This is a genomic window from Pseudescherichia sp. (assembly GCF_032052675.1).
Taxonomy (GTDB): Bacteria; Pseudomonadota; Gammaproteobacteria; order Enterobacterales; family Enterobacteriaceae; genus Pseudescherichia.
In genome coordinates, this window is the sequence record NZ_DAMBWA010000008.1 from 51,507 (window position 1) to 70,878 (window position 19,372).

16 protein-coding genes and 1 pseudogene are annotated in these 19,372 nt (G+C 53.6%); 7 read left to right on the forward strand and 10 right to left on the reverse strand.

Going from position 1 to position 19,372, the window contains the following annotated elements; all coding sequences use genetic code 11:
* Nucleotides 1–206: 206 nt before the first annotated feature.
* The gene (gene ushA / locus RTX96_RS12275) at nucleotides 207–1,868 is read right to left on the reverse strand and encodes a bifunctional UDP-sugar hydrolase/5'-nucleotidase UshA (protein ID WP_312671154.1); all 1,662 of its coding nucleotides are present in this window, start codon (nucleotides 1,866–1,868) and stop codon (nucleotides 207–209) included.
* Nucleotides 1,869–2,044: 176 nt separating this feature from the next.
* On the opposite strand from ushA, the gene RTX96_RS12280 reads away from it, so the two are divergent.
* The 4 genes from RTX96_RS12280 to mmuM all read left to right on the forward strand — a co-directional run bounded on the left by RTX96_RS12280 (nucleotide 2,045) and on the right by mmuM (nucleotide 7,623).
* Nucleotides 2,045–3,265, forward strand: a complete 1,221-nt coding sequence (locus RTX96_RS12280) for an MFS transporter (RefSeq protein ID WP_312671156.1) — start codon at nucleotides 2,045–2,047, stop codon at nucleotides 3,263–3,265.
* A 231-nt stretch (nucleotides 3,266–3,496) separates the two neighbouring features.
* Complete coding sequence (ybaL, locus tag RTX96_RS12285; protein WP_103821496.1) at nucleotides 3,497–5,173, forward strand: YbaL family putative K(+) efflux transporter; 1,677 nt, start codon at nucleotides 3,497–3,499, stop codon at nucleotides 5,171–5,173.
* Between the two features lie 106 nt (nucleotides 5,174–5,279).
* Nucleotides 5,280–6,680: an S-methylmethionine permease gene (mmuP, locus tag RTX96_RS12290; protein WP_312671161.1), complete on the forward strand. Its 1,401-nt coding sequence runs from the start codon at nucleotides 5,280–5,282 to the stop codon at nucleotides 6,678–6,680.
* Nucleotides 6,667–7,623, forward strand: a complete 957-nt coding sequence (gene mmuM / locus RTX96_RS12295) for a homocysteine S-methyltransferase (protein ID WP_312671163.1) — start codon at nucleotides 6,667–6,669, stop codon at nucleotides 7,621–7,623. Before mmuP ends, mmuM begins: the two co-directional genes overlap by 14 nt.
* 55 nt (nucleotides 7,624–7,678) lie before the next feature.
* Here the strand turns inward: mmuM and RTX96_RS12300 are convergent, their stop codons facing one another.
* Together RTX96_RS12300 and RTX96_RS12305 are read right to left on the reverse strand one after the other, a co-directional pair.
* A complete protein-coding gene (locus RTX96_RS12300; protein ID WP_103821499.1) occupies nucleotides 7,679–8,536 on the reverse strand; it encodes a manganese catalase family protein in 858 nt (285 codons plus the stop codon).
* A 205-nt stretch (nucleotides 8,537–8,741) separates the two neighbouring features.
* On the reverse strand, nucleotides 8,742–9,215 hold the full coding sequence (locus RTX96_RS12305; protein WP_103821500.1) for a winged helix-turn-helix transcriptional regulator: 474 nt from the start codon (nucleotides 9,213–9,215) through the stop codon (nucleotides 8,742–8,744).
* Nucleotides 9,216–9,345: 130 nt separating this feature from the next.
* On the opposite strand from RTX96_RS12305, the gene RTX96_RS12310 reads away from it, so the two are divergent.
* Both RTX96_RS12310 and RTX96_RS12315 read left to right on the forward strand, forming a co-directional pair.
* The gene (locus RTX96_RS12310) at nucleotides 9,346–10,581 is read left to right on the forward strand and encodes an MFS transporter (RefSeq protein ID WP_312671167.1); all 1,236 of its coding nucleotides are present in this window, start codon (nucleotides 9,346–9,348) and stop codon (nucleotides 10,579–10,581) included.
* Between the two features lie 252 nt (nucleotides 10,582–10,833).
* Nucleotides 10,834–12,051 (forward strand): hypothetical protein, encoded by a 1,218-nt coding sequence (locus RTX96_RS12315; RefSeq protein WP_103821502.1) that lies wholly within the window; start codon nucleotides 10,834–10,836, stop codon nucleotides 12,049–12,051.
* Between the two features lie 50 nt (nucleotides 12,052–12,101).
* On the opposite strand, the gene RTX96_RS12320 is transcribed toward RTX96_RS12315, so the two are convergent.
* Nucleotides 12,102–13,001, reverse strand: coding sequence for an alpha/beta fold hydrolase (locus RTX96_RS12320; RefSeq protein WP_103821503.1), 900 nt, complete (start codon nucleotides 12,999–13,001; stop codon nucleotides 12,102–12,104).
* Nucleotides 13,002–13,390: 389 nt separating this feature from the next.
* On the opposite strand from RTX96_RS12320, the gene RTX96_RS12325 reads away from it, so the two are divergent.
* Nucleotides 13,391–13,672 (forward strand): biofilm development regulator YmgB/AriR family protein, encoded by a 282-nt coding sequence (locus tag RTX96_RS12325; RefSeq protein ID WP_103821504.1) that lies wholly within the window; start codon nucleotides 13,391–13,393, stop codon nucleotides 13,670–13,672.
* A gap of 42 nt (nucleotides 13,673–13,714) precedes the next feature.
* Here the strand turns inward: RTX96_RS12325 and RTX96_RS12330 are convergent, their stop codons facing one another.
* The 6 genes and pseudogenes from RTX96_RS12330 to hemH all read right to left on the reverse strand — a co-directional run bounded on the left by RTX96_RS12330 (nucleotide 13,715) and on the right by hemH (nucleotide 19,276).
* The gene (locus tag RTX96_RS12330) at nucleotides 13,715–14,746 is read right to left on the reverse strand and encodes a methionine synthase (protein ID WP_103821505.1); all 1,032 of its coding nucleotides are present in this window, start codon (nucleotides 14,744–14,746) and stop codon (nucleotides 13,715–13,717) included.
* 27 nt (nucleotides 14,747–14,773) lie between these two features.
* Complete coding sequence (locus RTX96_RS12335; protein WP_312671170.1) at nucleotides 14,774–15,757, reverse strand: DUF1852 domain-containing protein; 984 nt, start codon at nucleotides 15,755–15,757, stop codon at nucleotides 14,774–14,776.
* 129 nt (nucleotides 15,758–15,886) lie between these two features.
* Nucleotides 15,887–16,216 (reverse strand): annotated as a pseudogene (gene mdtI, locus RTX96_RS12340) (multidrug/spermidine efflux SMR transporter subunit MdtI).
* Nucleotides 16,203–16,553 carry a multidrug/spermidine efflux SMR transporter subunit MdtJ gene (gene mdtJ / locus RTX96_RS12345; protein ID WP_103821507.1) on the reverse strand — a complete coding sequence of 117 codons (351 nt, stop codon included), beginning with the start codon at nucleotides 16,551–16,553 and terminating at the stop codon, nucleotides 16,203–16,205. The pseudogene mdtI and the gene mdtJ overlap by 14 nt, the downstream one beginning before the upstream one ends.
* 391 nt (nucleotides 16,554–16,944) lie before the next feature.
* Nucleotides 16,945–18,249 (reverse strand): inosine/guanosine kinase, encoded by a 1,305-nt coding sequence (locus tag RTX96_RS12350; RefSeq protein WP_312671172.1) that lies wholly within the window; start codon nucleotides 18,247–18,249, stop codon nucleotides 16,945–16,947.
* Between the two features lie 64 nt (nucleotides 18,250–18,313).
* A complete protein-coding gene (hemH, locus tag RTX96_RS12355) occupies nucleotides 18,314–19,276 on the reverse strand; it encodes a ferrochelatase (RefSeq protein WP_103821509.1) in 963 nt (320 codons plus the stop codon).
* Nucleotides 19,277–19,372: the final 96 nt, after the last annotated feature.

A 19,372-nucleotide genomic window follows, 5' to 3' on the forward strand; every position in this document is an offset into this window, starting at 1 on the left:
GGCGTTCAACATCTTACAAACGCCTGATGGCGGCTAACGCCTTATCAGGCCTACAAAGTGCACACCCAGATATTTGTGCCGTAATTAACGTTACTGCCAGTCGTTGTAGGCCGGATAAGGCGCGCTAGCGTCGCCATCCGGCGTTCAACATCTTACAAACGCCTGATGGCGGCTAACGCCTTATCAGGCCTACAGAGAGCACAGCGTTACTGCCAGCTCACCTCGCCCTGCGGCTCAAGGGTTGCGGCATCCAGCGGTGAATTCTGCTGGATGTACTGCTTCAGCACCTCGGCATCGATAAAGCCGGTATTAACGTAGCCCGGCTTATCGTCGAGACGCGGGTAGCCATCACCGCCGGTGGCGTTAAAGCTGAGCGTCGCCATACGGTAGGTTTTAGCGGGATCCACCGGTTCGCCGCCGATCTTCAGATCGTTAAGCTTGCCGTTCGCCATCGTAAAGCTGACGTGGCTAAACTGCGGATAGGCCCCGGAGTTAGGCTTCATCTGTGCCACGGCGGTCAGGTAGTCCACCACCTCTTTCCCGGTCATGTCGGCATAGACCACGACGTTGCCGAACGGCTGCACCTTCAGCACGTCTTTGTAGGTAATATCCCCCGCAGGAATACTGTCGCGGATCCCGCCTCCGCTCATCACCGCAAAGTTAGCCCCGGTACGCGCCATCTGGGCGGCGAGGATCAGATGTCCGAGATTGGTCTGAACAAAGCGCACCTTACTACGATCGCCCTCAAGAGGCGCATTGACCGAGCCAATTTTCACCGTCAGCTGGGCTTTACCCTTGTTCTGGAATGGCGTCAACAGAGAGAGCATCTGGGCGTTTTCTGGAATTTCCGGCGCATAGAGCACACGCTCGCTCTCCCCATTGTCGTAGACAATCTTTTTCTTCAGGTTGACAGGGATAAGCTGATAGTGCACCAGCTTCATCTCGCCGTTACGGAACTCAAAGTCAGCGCGGCCAACGTACTTACCCCACTCGTGAGCCTGCACGATCCAGATACCGTTCTGCCGGTCCGGCGCACAGGGGGTGCCCGGCACGTAATTCACCTGTTTTTTATTCTCCGAGGCCATGCAGACCGGATCCTGCGAGTGACCGCCCACGATCATCGCCAGCGACCCCGCAGGCAGGCTGCGTGCCATTTCGACATCGCCCGGCGCGTTAGAGCCGTGCTCGCCGTTGTCGTAGTGGCCCATATGGGTGGTGGCGATCAGGAAGTCCGGGCGCTCTTTTTCGTCGAGGTTATTCAGCTCCTGAATGACTAGCTTCGCCTCGTCGGCGGGCTTGCGGAACTCAATGTCGGTGAAGAACTCCGGATTACCAATTTTGGCGGTATCGTCGGTCGTCAGGCCGATCACGCCGATTTTCAGATCCTGACGCTTGAAGATAGCCCAGGGTTTAAAGAGGCGCTCGCCGGTGCTCTTCTGGTAGATATTGGCCGACAGGAAGGGAAACTTAGCCCACTTCTCCTGCTGGCGCAGCACCGCCATCGGATTATCAAACTCGTGGTTGCCTACCGCCATCGCGTCATAGCCGATCAGGTTCATGCCGCGGAAGTCCGGCTCGGCGTCCAGCAGATCGGACTCCGGCACGCCGGTGTTGATATCGCCGCCGGAGAGCACCAGCACGCTGCCTCCTTCGGCTGCTACCTCTTTGCGAACGTTATCCACCAGCGTCTTCTGCGCCGCCAGACCGTACTCCCGGTCGTCGCTGCGCCAGAAGTGGCCGTGGTGATCGTTGGTATGCAGGATGGTAATTTTATAGGTTTTATCTTTTTCGTAGGCCTGGGCAGGCAGGCTGGTGAGCCCCCACGCGGCGAGAAGCGCCAGCGCAACGCCCTGCTTTAACATCTTCATTTCTCTCTCCCTGATGACATAACACACGCAAAAGTAGCGCGGGGACAGAGAATAAACAAATAGGATTTTATGTCTGCGACTTCCCTCAAAGAGTCGTCACGGGTATCTTAGGCTGCTAATAATCAGGAAACATTAAGAACTCCTGCACTCCAATTAAAGACAAAAAGTGACATTTTATGGCAATCAATCAACCCGCCGACGCGCTTTCGGGCGCTAACGCGTCGCCGGCGCAGGGGCGCACGGCATTTGGCATTCTGGGGGCTATCAGCCTCTCGCATCTGCTTAACGACATGCTGCAGTCGCTGATCCTCGCGCTCTATCCCCTGCTGCAGGCCGACTTCTCGCTGAGCTTTGTGCAGATCGGCATGATCACGCTTACCTTCCAGCTGGCCTCCTCCGTGTTCCAGCCGGTAGTGGGCTACTATACGGATAAGCATCCAATGCCGTGGTCGCTGCCCATCGGCATGTGCTTTACCCTCTGCGGCCTGGTGCTATTAGCGCTAGCAGGCAGCTTCCACATGGTGCTGCTGGCGGCCGCGCTGGTGGGAACCGGCTCCTCTGTGTTCCACCCGGAGTCCTCCCGTGTGGCACGCATGGCTTCCGGCGGTCGTCATGGCCTGGCTCAGTCTATCTTCCAGGTGGGTGGCAACTTCGGTAGCGCTCTCGGGCCGCTGCTGGCGGCGCTGATCATCGCCCCGTATGGCAAAGGAAACGTGGGCTGGTTTGTGCTGGCCGCGCTGCTGGCTATTGTGGTGCTGGCGCAGGTTAGCCGCTGGTACGCCGCCCAGCATCGGGTCAATAAAGGACGCAAAGCCGTTCCCGAGCGCAGCCCGCTGCCGCGAAACAAAGTGATCCTGGCAGTGAGTATCCTGTTAATGCTGATTTTCTCGAAATATTTCTATATGGCGAGTATTAGCAGCTATTACACATTTTATTTAATGGAAAAATTCCATTTATCGGTACAAAACGCTCAGTTTCATCTGTTTGCGTTTCTGCTGGCCGTTGCGGCAGGTACCGTGATTGGCGGGCCGGTTGGGGATAAAATTGGGCGTAAATATGTTATTTGGGGCTCTATCCTCGGCGTTGCTCCCTTTACGCTAGTTTTACCTTACGCTTCTCTCTACTGGACCGGGGTTTTAACCGCGATCATTGGTTTTATTCTGGCCTCGGCCTTTTCCGCCATTCTGGTCTATGCCCAGGAGCTGCTGCCGGGGCGTATTGGCATGGTTTCAGGCCTCTTTTTCGGCTTCGCGTTTGGCATGGGCGGGCTTGGCGCAGCCGTGCTGGGGCTGGTTGCCGACCATACTAATATATTCGTAGTCTATAAAATCTGTGCTTTTCTGCCGCTTTTAGGGATGTTAACTATATTCCTGCCCGATAATCGTCATAAAGCCTGATTCCAGGGCGGCCAAAGGCAAACTTTGGCCGCCTCCATAGCCCATGCCATAACACTTATAAGACATTCACTGCGCTAATCCCCTCTCAACCGCTTTTTTTGTTCCAGAGCGTGCTTTTCTTCAATATTCAACAATTATTCATCAACATAATGATTAAAATTGTCATAGACTGTAACTCGGGCTTCTGGTTTTTTAGCCAGAAATGGATCCACTACCGCGAAAGGAGACGGAATGCATCACGCCACACCGCTTATCACCACCATTGTGGGCGGCCTTGTGCTCGCCTTTATCCTCGGCATGATTGCCAATAAGCTGCGTATTTCTCCCCTGGTGGGTTACCTGTTAGCGGGCGTGCTCTCCGGTCCTTTTACTCCCGGCTTCGTGGCCGACACCAAGCTGGCTCCCGAGCTGGCGGAGCTGGGAGTGATCCTGCTGATGTTTGGCGTAGGTCTCCACTTTTCACTGAAGGATTTGATGGCGGTAAAGTCCATCGCCATTCCCGGCGCTATCGCACAGATTGCTGTTGCGACGCTGCTGGGTATGGCGCTCTCCGCCATGATGGACTGGTCACTGATGACCGGTCTGGTCTTTGGCCTCTGTCTCTCCACTGCCAGTACCGTGGTGCTGCTGCGCGCGCTTGAGGAGCGGCAGCTTATTGACAGCCAGCGCGGGCAGATTGCTATTGGCTGGCTGATTGTAGAAGATCTGGTCATGGTGTTAACGCTGGTCCTGCTGCCCGCCGTTGCCGGCATGATTGAAAAGGGCAACGTTGGACTGGCGACGCTGTCGCTGGATATGGGCATCACCATCGGCAAGGTGGTGGCCTTTATCGCCATCATGATGCTGGTCGGTCGCCGTCTCGTCCCCTGGATCATGGCCCGCAGCGCGGCCACCGGTTCGCGGGAGCTGTTTACCCTCTCGGTGCTGGCTCTGGCGCTGGGCATCGCTTTTGGTGCGGTCGAGCTGTTTGATGTCTCCTTTGCTCTCGGTGCCTTCTTTGCCGGTATGGTGCTGAACGAGTCCGAATTGAGCCATCGCGCCGCGCACGATACCCTGCCCCTGCGCGACGCCTTTGCGGTCCTCTTCTTTGTCTCCGTTGGAATGCTGTTCGATCCGAAAATCCTGATCGATGAGCCGCTGGCCGTTGCCGGTACGCTGGCGATCATTATCTTTGGTAAATCTATTGCTGCCTTCTTCCTGGTGCGCATGTTTGGCCATTCGCCGCGTACGGCGTTAACCATTGCCGCCAGCCTGGCACAGATTGGTGAGTTTGCCTTTATCCTGGCGGGCCTCGGTATGGCGCTGGATCTCCTGCCGCAGACCGGGCAGAACCTGGTTCTTGCGGGCGCGATCCTCTCGATTATGCTCAACCCGATCCTCTTTACCCTGCTGGAGAAGTACCTCGACAAGACCGAAACCCTCGAGGAGCAGACGCTGGAAGAGGCGACCGAAGAGGAGAAGCAGATCCCGGTGGATATCTGCAACCACGCCCTGCTGGTGGGTTTTGGCCGCGTAGGCAGCCTGCTGGGTGAGAAGCTGATGGCGCAGGGCATTCCGCTGGTGGTGATCGAAACCTCACGTACCCGGGTGGATGAGCTCCGCGAGCGCGGTATTCGTGCGGTGCTGGGCAACGCGGCCAACGAAGAGATCATGAACCTGGCGCACCTCGACTGCGCCCGCTGGCTGCTGCTGACCATTCCTAACGGCTACGAGGCCGGTGAAGTGGTGGCGACCGCCCGGCAGAAGTGCCCGAACATTGAGATTATCGCCCGGGCGCACTATGACGACGAGGTAGACTACATCACCGAGCGTGGCGCGAATCAGGTGGTGATGGGTGAACGTGAGATAGCCAACACCATGCTGACGCTGATTGAGAAGCGCCCGGTTGAAGAGGCGGTCACTGGATAAACCGTCGCCCCGGCGGGTCATGCACTGCTGCTGGCATTTTGTTAACAATCAGGATATAAAGACCCTTCAAACGGACATTTAGACATCCATACGTTTAGAAGGTGATATGCACACGCAGCAAGAGAACGGGCAGCTTAAGCGCACCATGAAAACCCGCCATTTGATTATGCTTTCATTGGGTGGCGTAATTGGCACAGGGTTATTTTTTAATACGGGATACATCATCTCTACGACAGGCGCAGCGGGAACGCTGCTGGCTTATCTGATTGGGGCGCTGGTTGTCTGGCTGGTGATGCAGTGTCTTGGCGAGCTTTCCGTGGCGATGCCGGTAACCGGTGCTTTTCATGTCTACGCGGCGCGCTATATTGGTCCGGCAACAGGATATACCGTGGCATGGCTCTACTGGCTCACCTGGACAGTCGCGTTGGGGTCAAGTTTTACCGCCGCCGGGTTCTGTATGCAGTACTGGTTCCCGCATATTCCCGTCTGGATATGGAGTGCCCTGTTTTGCATAGTGATTTTTTCCCTTAACGCAATTTCAACGCGCTTTTTTGCCGAAGGTGAGTTCTGGTTTTCACTTATAAAAGTCGCGACCATTATCGTTTTCATTATCTTAGGCTGCGGGGCGATTTTCGGTTTTATCCCTATGGAGGATGGCTCACCTGCACCGGGGCTGACCAACCTCACCAGTGGGGGCTGGTTCCCACACGGCGGCTTGCCCATTCTGATGACGATGGTCGCGGTTAATTTTGCCTTCTCTGGTACTGAGCTTATCGGTATCGCGGCAGGCGAAACGGAAAATCCACACCACGCCATTCCAATAGCAATCCGCGCCACTATCGCCCGGCTGATCATCTTTTTTATCGGGACCGTTTTTGTTCTGGCGGCGCTTATTCCGATGCAGGTGGCCGGCGTCGAGAAGAGCCCATTTGTGCTGGTCTTTGAAAAAATGGGTATTCCCTATGCGGCGGATATTTTTAACTTCGTTATCCTTACCGCTATTCTCTCAGCGGCGAATTCCGGACTCTATGCATCGGGCCGCATGCTGTGGTCGCTGTCTAATGAAAAAACCTTGCCGGGCTGTTTTGCCCGCGTCAATAAGAATGGCGTGCCGCTGGTCGCGCTGACTGTCTCTATGCTGGGTGGCCTGCTGGCGCTGCTGTCCAGCGTGATCGCACCTGACACCGTATTCGTTGCCCTCAGCGCCATCTCTGGTTTTGCCGTCGTGGCCGTATGGCTCAGTATCTGCGCGGCACACTTTATCTTTCGTCGTCGGCATCTGCAGGCGGGTAAGCCGCTGCACGATCTCAAATACAGGGCACCCTGGTATCCGCTGGTGCCCGTGCTGGGATTCGTGCTGTGTCTGCTGGCCTGCGTCGGCCTTGCGTTCGACCCGGATCAGCGCATTGCGCTTTACTGTGGTCTGCCTTTTGTTGCCTTTTGCTATGGCACCTATTTTCTCACTCATAAAACAAACTCGACGGAGGCTGACTATGCCGCAGATTAATCCCCTTACCGCGCTGCTTAAAAGCCACGCCTTTATTGTCCTCGATGGCGCTCTGGCCACCGAGCTGGAAGCGCGCGGATGCAACCTTGCCGATAATCTCTGGTCCGCCAAAGTACTCATGGAAAATCCACAGCTCATTCGGGATGTGCATCTGGACTACTTCCGCGCGGGCGCACAGGTAACGATTACCGCCAGTTACCAGGCCACGCCTGCTGGCTTCGCGGCTCGCGGGCTGACCGAGTCGCAATCGAGATCGCTTATTGCGCACAGCGTGGCGCTGGCGCAGGAGGCGCGTGAAATTTACCATGCAGAAAACACCAGCGTGGGTTCGCTGCTTGTGGCTGGCTCTGTCGGGCCTTACGGTGCGTATCTGGCCGATGGCGCTGAGTATCGCGGTGACTACGTGCGCAGCGCCGAAGAGTTTCAGGCGTTTCATCGTCCGCGGATTGAAGCGTTGCTGAATGCAGGCGCTGATCTGCTGGCCTGTGAAACCCTTCCCTCGTTTGCAGAGATAGAGGCACTGGCAGACCTGCTGTTGGATTATCCGCAGGCGCAGGCGTGGTTCTCATTTACCTTACGTGACGAGAGCCACTTGAGTGACGGCACGCCTCTCGCTCAGGTCGTGGAGACGCTGGCAAACTACTCGCAGATCGTTGCGCTGGGGATTAACTGTATTGCGCTGGAGAAAACGACCGCAGCGCTAAAACATCTGCATAGCCTGACTGCGCTACCGCTGGTTGTCTATCCTAACTCCGGTGAAACCTACGACGCGACCACAAAAGAGTGGCATGCGCACGGCGACTCATGCGCATCCTTGGTGGGATATTTGCCGCAGTGGTTAGAGGCCGGCGCGAGACTCATTGGCGGATGCTGCCGGACTAGCCCAAAGGATATCGCAGCGCTGAGTGAGAAGCGCCCGGTAGAAAAGGCGATCGCGGGATAAGCCGTCGCCCCGGTAGGTCATGCACCGCCGGGGCGTTTTTTTGCAGGAGTAGCATCTAGAACGTGCCACTCACCGGTGGGACCGTGCCGTCGATCTGCTCTTTCTGCGCACCGGATCCGGGACGGGCAGCACCCAGAACAGGCTCTTCACCTAGAATGTCCGGCTGCTCTTTCGCCGTAAACTGTCCGCGTCCATCATAAGCCGGGCCTTCGCTCCAGCGCCCTTTCGGCAGTGGTTTATCGAGAGAGGTATTCAGGCAGTAATACGCGTGCTCATGTGCCTCATTTTCCTGAGGGAAGCTGTTGGGAATAGGCAGCGACGCACTGAGTCCCCCCATATCTTCAATGACTGCCATCCACTGCTGCTGGTGCATGGTATCGCGAGCAATAAGGAACGAAAGAAAATCTTTCATTCCCCTATCTTCAGTAAGATTGTACAGACGGGTGGCCAGCACGCGGCCGGTTGCCTCTGCGGCAACGTTCGATATCATGTCGGCTGCAGCGTTACCGGATGCATAGACGTGGCTCATATCAAAGGGTACGCCGTTAGCATTGACCGGCAGCGCGGCCAGCCCGGAAGAGAGAATATGACGTGGGTTCATGCCCCCCAGAATAGCGTTAACCACCGGATCTTTGGCTGACGCCTCCTGATAGGAGAGCGGTGCGCCTTCAAGGTTCAGGGCAACGGCATACCCTAGCATTTCAATATGGCCCAGCTCTTCTGTGGCGGTTGAAATGAGCAGATCCCTAATTCGCGCATCGCCCCGAGCGCCCATTGCCTGGAAGAAGTATTGCATTGCCACGCGGATCTCTCCCTCCACGCCACCAATCGCCTGTTGGAGCAGCATGGCAAATTCCGGGTCTGGTTTTTCTACGCGTACGGGGAACTGCATTTTGGATGAGTGATGAAACATGACTTTCTCCTCTGGATGTAGACATCTTCTGGAGTAAAAAGCCTGGTTGAAGAAGCCAGATAAAGAAAGCGAAACGAGAAGCATTTACATTGAAATGGCGTGTTTGTGAAACGCTCTTAGATGCGCAGCCAGGGCAGAGATCGCCTAAGCAATGGCGATGGCAACGCCACCCGTTACCTGCGTGATAAGTTTCGGTTCAGTCCCTTTAAAACGCCTCAGGGATCTTACCGCCTGCTATCACGCGCTGACGATGGCAGTCGGCTGGCTGCAGTTTTTTCCCTTCGGATGAATACACCTCCAGCGGCTGAATGGGCTGGCCATTGGCGTTATCCAGCAAGAGAGAGTGCGCCTCACCTTCGTCAAACATATAGCGTTCCCCCCACTGCCGCATCGCCACCACAATAGGAAAAATAGAGCGTCCCTTTTCGGTAAGAACATACTCCCTGTATGCGCTGCCGTCTGAGGCCGGGCAGATCTCGAACACGCCAAGATCAACCAGCTGTTTCAGGCGGGACGCGAGAATATTTTTGGCAAGTCCCAGGTTCTTTTGAAACTCGCTGAACCTGCGTACGTCGTCAAATGCTTCCCTGATGATCATCAGACACCAGCGTTCCCCAATCGACTCTAACGTTCTGGCGACCGGACATTCGCTGGTTCGAAGGGATTCCTGTTTTGCCATCTCTGTTCTCTCAGCTTGCCTGTTAACAGATGCCAGTATAAGGGCGGCTTAAAGCGGTTGCAAAAAAAAACCACCGATGCTATTTCTATTTGCATGAGGTTTTAAAAAGAAACCAGATTGCGAGGATGAAATGACCTGTAAGGCAGAGTTGAATTCTGATGCTGCGCTGGCGGCACCTGCTGTTGATGCCCCGGCGCTCAAACCCTGGATAACATTTTTATTCTCCCTGACCTGTGGGCTGGCGGTGGCGAATGTCTATTCAGCCCAGCCGTTGCTTGAATCCATCTCCCTCAGCCTAAAGGTTCCTGCTGGTATGATCGGCAGCGTGGTTACTGCAACTCAGGTTGGTTATGCCAGCGGGTTGATTTTCCTCGTTCCACTGGGCGATCGCGTTAACCGAAAAACGCTGGTCGTCACGCTGCTATTACTTTCAATGCTGGCTTTGATCGTGGCAGGGTTATCACCCAATTTTGTCACCCTGCTGTGCGCAATGCTTTTTATTGGTTTGATGGCGGTTGTGGTGCAACTTGTGGTTGCCTGGGCCGCAATATTGGCGGCGCCCCAGCGACGTGGAAAGGTTGTAGGCACGGTGACAAGCGGCATCGTTTTGGGGATCCTGCTGGCCCGCTTTATCTCTGGCAGCATCGCCGATATTGCTGGCTGGCGGGCCGTTTACCTTACCGCTGCCTTTTTGATGTTGCTCATCGCCTGCATCGTAGCGAAAGGCGTGCCCGCTACTCTACCCCAGGCACGACAGCCCACCTATTTCTCTCTACTTACATCAGCTTTTCGCCTGTTTATCACTGAACCGCCACTGCGAAAAGGGGGTATTTTTGCACTTCTTATTTTTACAGCCTTCAGCATGTTGTGGACCACCGTAGTTATGCCGCTCAGTAGCCTGTCGCTATCACATACTCAGATAGGCATGTTTGGTTTGGCAGGTATTGCCGGCGCGCTGGCGGCAGCGAAAGCAGGTTCATGGGCGGATCGGGGCTGGGGAGACCGCGCGACCGGGCTAGCTCTTGCGTTGCTAACGTTCTCATGGCTTCCCATCGCTCATACCGAAACATCACTGGTGTGGCTCGTTGTCGGTATCATCATGCTGGACTTTGCCGTGCAAACCGTTCACGTAATAAGCCAGAGCACCCTCATCGCGGCCAGACCAGAGGCCGCAAGCCGGTTGGTTGGCGTGTATATGTGTTTTTACTCAATAGGCAGTGCAATAGGGGCGATTGTTGCCACTCAGCTTTACGCTCGCTTTGGATGGCAGACAGTCTGCCTGGCTGGCGCAGCCGTCAGCGTCTGTGCTTTTCTCATCTGGTTAGGATTAATCACAGCACGAAACGAAGCAGTGGAAGCAGGATAGTGCCTGTGTACGATATACAGAAAAGAGGCCTCACGGCATCGGCATAATAAATCCTTGCTATCACCGCTGCCATTATAATCGGTGGAGCTGGCATTTACCTACCATTTCTCATAGTTAATACAAATAATACAATGATTATAATTTTATCATAGCGTATAGTCGGGAAAATTTTTTTAATTTGCTTCTGCATTTAATCGCGCCATATATAAAATGTTTCTGTTCATTCATGGGCAGAATTTAAGGAAAGGGATAATGAAATTTAAGCTAGCGTTACTGTGTGCTGCAACAATGGCACTCTCAGGCTGCAATAAAAACGATATCGATTGCGGTGATACATCAGTCCAGAACGATCTTAATAACAGACTGCTCGCCGCCATCGCCTTAGAGAGTGGTATTGGGGAAAGCAACGCGCAATTGCAGAAACACCTAAGAATTTCGCTTAAGGACTTCGCACAGGACGACGAAAAAGCCACGAAAACGGCAGCGCAGTGTACCGCAAATTTAACAATTACCGATGTATATGAGTCGGGTAAAGCGATGACGGGCCCAGTGCATTATGAGCTGTTTAAAAACGCTGATAATAAAATAGAGCTTGATGCGGACTCGGTACGCAGTGGACTTGATTTATCAAAGCTGAAGGTTATTAAGATCGACGAGACGGACGAACAGAAACAGTGGCGGCAAACGCAAGAAAAAGAAAAAGCGGAGCAAGCTCGCCAGCAAGAAGAGAAAAAAGCGGCTGAAGAAGCTCAAAAAGCAGAGTTAGAAAAGCAAGTTATGGCCGCTAAGGCAGCTGCTGATAGCGATTTCAAACCTGTGACAAACGATCAGCTGATGCTTATTTTTTTAGCAAACTCCGGGCGTAACGTTACGGATGATGAGAAATTAGGTCTACTCAGCGATCGTTGGAATGCTGAAAATGATCCGTTTAAACGCAATGATATGAAGCAAGAAGAATTAGCACAGGCAAACGAGAAACTAGCATCATTTAAAGATATTAAATTTATCAAAGTCAGTAAGATGCTGTCCCGCCTTAATAATCGACAGGAAGCGGTAAAAAAAGAGATCGTTACGGGTGCCTATCTTGGAATTCGCAAACCTGAAGCGTATGATTTTGCCAAGAAAAACTTTCCGATCGATGTTACTGGCTGCGGTGATTCGCTCAAGTATGGTCCAAAAGAGATCTACAGCACTCGTCAAAATGTGAAAGTCATGCTTGAGAAAAGCGCTATTCAGTGCAATATCACGCCAGCGAATGAAGATGAGGCCAGAAGCATGTCCAGCATCCTCTCTAACATTCCGGATAATGTGTTTAGTGCCGAGGGCACCGCATATTTAATGATTAACGGCTATAACCCAGACGCGGTTACGATCAATACCACATTAATTCGGGAAGATGTCGCAATTTACCGTTATCAGGTCGATGCGCTGAACGACAAAGCACCTGTATTGAAAGCGACCTTAAAATAACCAGCACACTCTATTAGCGCCTGCAGATGGCTATGCAGGCGCTAATATAATTAATCGGTTCTATCTATCTGATCCAACCTGCCGGTTGATGTACTCAACCACAAGAACTGCTGGAGTTCAGCTGTCACCTCTTCTGGCGCCTCTTCAGCCATATGGTGGCCGCTGCCTATCGCTTTGCCGCGGACATCCGGTGCCCAGCCTCTCCAGATACCGACTATGTCGCCATATATATCTTCCAGATCGTCATATTTCGACCATAAGCAGAGAGTCGGACACCTAATCCTCCGTCCTAGCTGGCGGTCCTGAAGCTCATGCGCTTTATCTATTGATAAACCAGCCCGGTAGTCTTCGATCATCCCATGTACCGTTTGCGGATCGTGTATGGCTCGCCTGAATTCAATATACTCTTCATCGCCCATTGTTTCCGGCTGTCCCCCATACCATTTGTCGGGATCGGCCAGAATTGCGCGCTCGGGTTTTTCTGGTTGCGCAAAGAAGAACCAGTGATACCACTGTCTGGCAAATTTCTCGTTACAGCGGTTGAGTGCTTCAAGTATTGGGATGCAATCCAGTACGGCGAGATGGGTGATCCGCTGTGGGTAGTCAAGGGCAGCCCGGTAGGCGGTGTAACTTCCTCTGTCGTGTCCAACCACGGCGAACTGGTCGAAACCCAGCTGACTCATCAATTCAATACAATCTTTTGCCTTCGCTCTTTTAGAAGAGCCAGCATGATTGGGCTGGTCGGCAGGTTTAGATGAGCGGCCAAAACCACGCAAATCAGGACATACCACGGTAAATGATTTGGCAAGTGCGGGCGCCACTTTTGACCAGGTTGCGTGGGTTCGAGGATGTCCGTGCAACAGCAAAACAGGAGGCCCGCTTCCGCCGTAGCGTACGTTCAGCTCTGCTTCTGAAACGCATACTGTTGTGTGCGTGAATCCCTCAAACATAGCTTTTCCCCACCTGTTGTTTAGTAAAACTATAGCGGCGGTGCATCAGATCGATGTTCACTCTGCATCGATAGCATAGATTTTAAACAAAATGTAAAGAGTTCACGGCCAGCCAGCAAAGGTGTTAAGATGGTGATGTCTGGTGATCGTCCAGGCCACATCCTCTAGCAGTTTTGCTGCCCTCGAATCGATGCGGGGTGCACCTCATCTCCAATGAGCTGATTAAGCAGCTCCCACATGTTTCCATCTCGTCTAATGCGGCGCGCTCGATAGCGCTTGTGTGCGATAGTTCGCAAGGATTTATCACGGCATTGGCCCCACAGATATCAAATTTGAGCAGCCCTATTCGAGGACGAATGGCCCGCTTGCCAATGCAGTAAAGGCACATCATGAATAAAATAACCTCTGAAAACGTCGAGGGTACAACTATTTCTCACATCGTTGTCGAAGCGGCTCACAGCGACTCAGCGATTGTTTTGCAGCCAGTATATGCCAGCCCGGAAGAAGCTATCGGCGCAATATCAACAGAGTTGTTGAAGTCGGGTAAGAGACTGACATTCAAAGAGATCCAGCTGGTACTGGTGGTAAGAATGAAGCTGGCGTCTGGCGAAGTTCAGCAGAGGATTTTGCGCGAGGCGCTGATGCTGGTCACGAACAGGACACTATTTTAACCCTGGTCGCTCTGACCAGGGCATCTTCTCGTAGCGGCGACGTTATTTACCCAGCAGCTCTCTGCGAACAATCTCAGCCCCAGCGCTTAGCGCATTGAGCTTGCCTCTGGCCACCCGGCGTGACAGCGGGGTCATGCCGCAGTTGGTGCAGGGATAGAGCTTGTCGGCATCGACAAACTGCAGCGCTTTGCGCAGCGTATCGGCAACCTCTTCCGGTGTCTCAATGGCATTGGTTGCCACATCAATGGCCCCAAGCATCACTTTTTTGCCGCGAATAAGCTCAATGAGCTCCATTGGCACGTGAGAGTGTTGACACTCCAGAGAGATAATATCGATGTTAGATTTTTGCAGCTTGGGGAAGATCTCTTCATATTGACGCCACTCGGACCCCAGCGTCTTTTTCCAGTCGGTATTGGCTTTGATACCGTAGCCATAGCAGATATGCACGGCCGTTTCACACTGCAGCCCTTCAATCGCTCTTTCTAACGTCGCAATCCCCCAGTCGTTTACCTCATCAAAAAAGACGTTAAACGCGGGCTCATCAAACTGAATAATATCGACCCCGGCAGCCTCCAGCTCTTTCGCTTCCTGATTAAGAATTTTGGCAAATTCCCAGGCCAGCTTTTCGCGGCTCTTATAGTGACCATCGTAGAGGGTGTCGATCATCGTCATCGGCCCCGGTAAGGCCCATTTGATTGGCCGATCGGTTTGCTGACGTAAGAATTTGGCATCCTCAACGAACACCGGCTTTTGACGACTCACCTCCCCCACGACGGACGGTACGCTGGCGTCATAGCGGTCGCGAATTTTAACGATCTCACGCTTCTCAAAATCAACGCCGCTAAGGTGCTCAATAAACGTTGTGACAAAGTGCTGTCGGGTTTGCTCGCCGTCGCTGACGATATCAATCCCCGCCTGCTCTTGCTCTTGCAGCCCCAACCGTAGCGCATCCTGTTTGCCCTCAATCAGCTCATCACCCTGCAATTTCCAGGGCGACCACAGGGTCTCAGGTTGTGCAAGCCAGGCCGGTTTGGGTAAGCTGCCCGCGGTGGACGTCGGTAATAATTTTTTCATAGCAGGTGACCTTATTTTTTTAGTTAATCAAAGAACGGAATGAGCAGACCATTGTTCAAGAAGGGTTTGATAAGGTTTGATAAAATGTTCTTCGGTAAACCTTCCCTGCTCAATAGCCAACCTGCTGCGTTCTTCTCGATCATAAACAATTTGCGTTAACGAATAGTCCTGGTAATTGAGGCTGGGCTGATAGATTTTTCCTGCGGCAGAATTAGCATTGTAAATTTCAGGCCGGTAGATCTTCTGGAATGTCTCCATCGTGCTGATGGTGCTGATAAGTTCAAGATCGCTGTAGTCGCGCAGTAGATCGCCAGCAAAATAGAATGCCAGCGGTGCAACGCTACCCAGCGGCATGAAATAGCGCACCCGCAGTCCCATTTTGGCAAAATAGCGATCCGTCAGGGACGCGTTATCCTGCTGATATTCGATACCCAATACGGGATGCTGATTACCCGTCCGGTGATAGACATTTTTACTAGATACACTCAGACAGATTACAGGGGCTTTGCTGAACTTCTCTTTATAGCTGTCTGAGGCAACGAAACGCTTAAATATGTTGCCGTGCAGATTGCCAAAGTTATCCGGCGTGCCAAATTGAGGTTGGTTTTTATTATACTCTGACAACAATACGCTAAAGTCATAGTCCCGAACGTAAGAGGAGAAGTTATTGCCAACAATACCCTCAATGCGCTCGTTAGTTTTACGATCGACAATATTGGTTTTCAACACCTCAATCACTGGAAACGCATCGCTCTTGCCTTCGGCAGCAATATTCATCTCGACGGAGATGATTTCCAGCTCAACCGCGTAGCGATCGCCTTTAGGGTTATCCCAATGCGCCAGCGAATTGAACCGATTGTCAATCATCGTTAAGGCATTGCGCAAGTTCTGCTGACGTTTCTCACCTCTCGCTAAATTAGCAAAGTTGGTGGTGATACGCGTGCTCTGCGAGGGATTATAATTCTCGTCGAAGCAGAGGCTCTTCACGTTAAATGTAATCGCTTTATTCATCGTAATCTGTATGATCAAGTGTTAATAACATGATCACTTTATGCCTGAGTCACTGCGTGAGTAAAAGTGATTTAATTTCATTCAACATGAAGAACCTTCATGATCGTGCTGCAAGCCTGATCATTTTCCTCACGCAAGCTTGATAAGCACCACGCCTGTTGTCAGCAGGGCCACGCCCAGCCAGCCAGTTCTGTTCAGACGCTGACCAAATAGCACCCAACCTGCAGCAACGGTGGCGATCAGGCCAAAGCTACCCCACAGCGTTTAGGCTACTGACAGATCGATACCCTTTACCGCCTGGGACAGGGCACTAAATGCCGCCAGCACGGCGACAAGAGATAGCACGCCATGTATCGGCCGACGAAAGCCGTTGGAATATTTAAGGAAAATATTGGCAACAATCTCCAGACCAATAGCGAGGAATAACCAGGCAATATGCACTGCATTAAACGTAGTCATGCTGCTGCTCCTTACGCGCTATCGTGCCAGATTTGATCAGCGCCACGCCTGTGACCAGAGTGAGTAAGCCCGCAATTTTCATCGCCGATAGGGTTTCATCGAACAGCATTACGCTGAACAGAGTAATAAACAGAATACCAAGGCCTTCCCAGAGGGCATAGGCGACGCCCAGAGCGATCCGTTTTACGGCAAATGATAAAAAAATATACGACAGCGCGATCATCGCCAGCATAAAAATGAAACCCGCCTTGTCATCATTGACGCTGGCCCATTTCATCGACAGCGTGCCGGTTATTTCAGCCGCGATAGCCAGAACTAATAAGATCCAATAGCGCATAATCTCTCTCCTAATGAGAAATAGGTATCCGCCACGCAAAAATAAGCGTGCTAGCAGAGTTAAATGAAATTGTGAGTAAAGGAGAGAGCGGAACTATAGCGCAGAGCGCCAGTGCTGGTCGCAGATCGAACAGTGGGATAGTGGGTAAAGACAGGAGCGAATAATCATTGCGAGTGCGAACATCTTGTTCATAATTTTACAACTTATCCACGTTGTTGCTTTTCCTCAGTGTGGATGAAAAATTGTCCTCGGTAGTTAAACAGGTCCCTATTCTGGCATAATCCCATTTTATTTATCGGGTTTTTTTCATTTCTTTACGTTGGCTCAAAATAGGACGTGCGGATGGTATTGCTGAATTTTAGCCCGCCGCTGGCGGGCTAGTAATTAACGATTAACGCTCCCAGTAGGCCTCTTCCAGGCTATCTTCCCGCTCCGGCAGGCCGCGCGTCAGGCGCGGCGAGTGCTGGTTCAGTACCTGGTAGCTGACGCGGTTAGCATATTTACACACCTGAGCCAGCGACGAGTAGGTCAGCCAGGTGTAGTTATGCTTGCTGGAGTTGGGCACGTTAGTGCGGTGGAAATTATTGGCCGTAATATCATGCAGCAGTGCGGCCAGCGCACCATCGCCCGCGCCGTTGGTGTTCATGATCTTCTCCGGCCCGCCCATGTACGGCGCAATGTGGGAGAAGATGCGCAGCGGCTGCTGGCAATCCTGATGACGCATCGCCCGGCTAAACTCATACTGGTTAAACTCGGCGATGGCTCCCGGCAGCAGCGGATGCTGGGTTTTACGCTTCGCCGACTCCTCGGTAAAGCCTGCCATGTACAGCCCCACCGGACCGGCGGTGCAGAGCACCAGGTCAACCCAGTCCAGCGCCTTATCGCAGGCCAGCAGCGGATCGCTCAGCCCGGTCAGCGCCTCGGCCTCCTCCTCGTTCATCGCCAGGATAGAGACGTTCTCTTTGAGGAAGTCGCGCCACCACGCCGGGTTATCGGCAATCACATATTTGGTACCGAGGGTTAGCACTACCGGCACATTGTGCTTTTTGGCGTACTCTACCGCCTTCATGGTCGCCTCACGCATCGGCTCGCCCGGCTTGCAGCGTACCAGATAGGAGGAGAGCACCAGCGCGGAGGCCCCGGCAATGACCGCCTCGGGAATGCTCTCCGGACGCAGCTGGTTCATATAGCCAGGGCTTATAGCAAAGGTGCGCTCACCCGCCTCGCCGATCAGCGTAAAGCAGCGGCCAATCGGGCCATCAACGCCCTGCAGATAGTTAAGATCGGTACGGCTGGAGGTGTTGCACAGGTAGCGGTAGGCGTAGCTGCCGATCTCTACGTTGCTGCACATGACGCCCAGCAGCACCGAGCGGTCATCTGCCAGAACGGAGTAGTTGTGCATGGTGTTGCCGATGGTGCCGCCGGCAAACTGATGGGTGATAAGGTTATCGCGGACCAGCTCTTTGTAGAGCGCATCGGCGGCCTCGTCGCTGATAATTAGCGAGTGCCCGGCGCTGAGGGCATAGCGCTCGATAAACGCATCGTCCACCTTCGCTTCAATATCCACCAGCGTCTGATCGATGCCGACCACCCATGAGGCGCTGGCATCGCTCTCCGGCTGGATCTGCTGCAACAGCGGATCGCGGGCGTTAACGGGGAAATAGTGTTTGGATTTGCGTTTACCGGGAAATTTCATTCGCGTTTATTATGAATAACCAATTGGGCCGGGAATGGTAGCACACTCCCGGCACCGGGCGCGATTAGCGGTAGGGGGCCGTCAGGTCCAGCATCATGTCGATATGATCGGCGGAATCATTAAGCGCAGGAATATATTCATATTTCTCGCCGCCCGCTTCAAGGAAAAATTCCCGGTTCTGGACCGCGATCTCCTCCAGGGTCTCCAGGCAGTCGGCGGAAAAGCCCGGACAGATCACCTGAATGTGCTTCACGCCCTTCTCGCCGAGCATCTTCAGCGTCTCGTCGGTGTAAGGCGTCAGCCACGGCTCGCGACCAAAGCGTGACTGGAAGGTCATCATTACCTTCTCCGGCGGCACGCCGAGGGCGGAGACCAGCTCGCGGGTAGTGTCGCGGCAGCGCTGGGGATAGACGTCACCCTCTTCCGCATAGCGCTGGGGAATGCCGTGATAGGAGAGCAGGAGCAGGTCCGGCTCGCCGTGACGGGCAAAGGAGGCGCGCACGCTGTTCGCCAGCGCGTCGATGTACGACGGGTTGTCGGCATAGTCACGGATCAATGAGATACCGGGAATGCTGCGCTTACGTTGCAGAATGCGTCCCAGCTCGTCCCAGACGGCAGCCACGGTCGAGCAGGAGTACTGCGGGTAGAGCGGCAGAACCACAATGTGCTCTACGTCCTGGGAGATCAGCTCATCTACCGCGCTCTCCAGCGAGGGCGAGCCGTAGCTCATCCCCAGTGCCACCGGCACGTCAGCCAGCCGGGCCGCCAGCGCCCGCTGCTGGCGGCGGCTGTAGACCATCAGCGGCGAGCCCTCCTCCATCCACACGGAGTGATAGAGCTTGGCCACACGCGGAGAACGAATCGGCAGGATCACGCCGCGCAGCAGTGGCCACCACAGCAGACGCGGGGTATCCACTACGCGCCGATCGCTTAAAAACTGGCGGAGATAGCGTTTTACCGCTGCGGGTGTGGGGGCATCGGGGGTGCCCAGATTCGCCAGCAGGATGCCGGTTTTAGCCTGACTCATTCGTGCCTCGTCTTCATTTAAGTCTGAGAAATGTATCTGTGAGAATTGTAACTGAAACGGGCGTAAACGAAACCCATTGCTGCGAAAGGGAAAAGC

What these genes read in the sequence shown, in the direction of transcription:
- RTX96_RS12315 (WP_103821502.1), top strand. Translation starts at nt 10,834, where the DNA reads ATGAAATTTAAGCTAGCGTTACTGTGTGCTGCAACAATGGCACTCTCA.
- RTX96_RS12330 (WP_103821505.1), bottom strand. Translation starts at nt 14,746, where the DNA reads ATGAAAAAATTATTACCGACGTCCACCGCGGGCAGCTTACCCAAACCG.
- RTX96_RS12320 (WP_103821503.1), bottom strand. Translation starts at nt 13,001, where the DNA reads ATGTTTGAGGGATTCACGCACACAACAGTATGCGTTTCAGAAGCAGAG.
- RTX96_RS12305 (WP_103821500.1), bottom strand. Translation starts at nt 9,215, where the DNA reads ATGGCAAAACAGGAATCCCTTCGAACCAGCGAATGTCCGGTCGCCAGA.
- RTX96_RS12335 (WP_312671170.1), bottom strand. Translation starts at nt 15,757, where the DNA reads ATGAATAAAGCGATTACATTTAACGTGAAGAGCCTCTGCTTCGACGAG.
- mmuP (WP_312671161.1), top strand. Translation starts at nt 5,280, where the DNA reads ATGCACACGCAGCAAGAGAACGGGCAGCTTAAGCGCACCATGAAAACC.
- mmuM (WP_312671163.1), top strand. Translation starts at nt 6,667, where the DNA reads ATGCCGCAGATTAATCCCCTTACCGCGCTGCTTAAAAGCCACGCCTTT.
- hemH (WP_103821509.1), bottom strand. Translation starts at nt 19,276, where the DNA reads ATGAGTCAGGCTAAAACCGGCATCCTGCTGGCGAATCTGGGCACCCCC.
- ybaL (WP_103821496.1), top strand. Translation starts at nt 3,497, where the DNA reads ATGCATCACGCCACACCGCTTATCACCACCATTGTGGGCGGCCTTGTG.
- ushA (WP_312671154.1), bottom strand. Translation starts at nt 1,868, where the DNA reads ATGAAGATGTTAAAGCAGGGCGTTGCGCTGGCGCTTCTCGCCGCGTGG.
- RTX96_RS12350 (WP_312671172.1), bottom strand. Translation starts at nt 18,249, where the DNA reads ATGAAATTTCCCGGTAAACGCAAATCCAAACACTATTTCCCCGTTAAC.
- RTX96_RS12300 (WP_103821499.1), bottom strand. Translation starts at nt 8,536, where the DNA reads ATGTTTCATCACTCATCCAAAATGCAGTTCCCCGTACGCGTAGAAAAA.
- RTX96_RS12310 (WP_312671167.1), top strand. Translation starts at nt 9,346, where the DNA reads ATGACCTGTAAGGCAGAGTTGAATTCTGATGCTGCGCTGGCGGCACCT.
- RTX96_RS12280 (WP_312671156.1), top strand. Translation starts at nt 2,045, where the DNA reads ATGGCAATCAATCAACCCGCCGACGCGCTTTCGGGCGCTAACGCGTCG.
- RTX96_RS12325 (WP_103821504.1), top strand. Translation starts at nt 13,391, where the DNA reads ATGAATAAAATAACCTCTGAAAACGTCGAGGGTACAACTATTTCTCAC.
- mdtJ (WP_103821507.1), bottom strand. Translation starts at nt 16,553, where the DNA reads ATGCGCTATTGGATCTTATTAGTTCTGGCTATCGCGGCTGAAATAACC.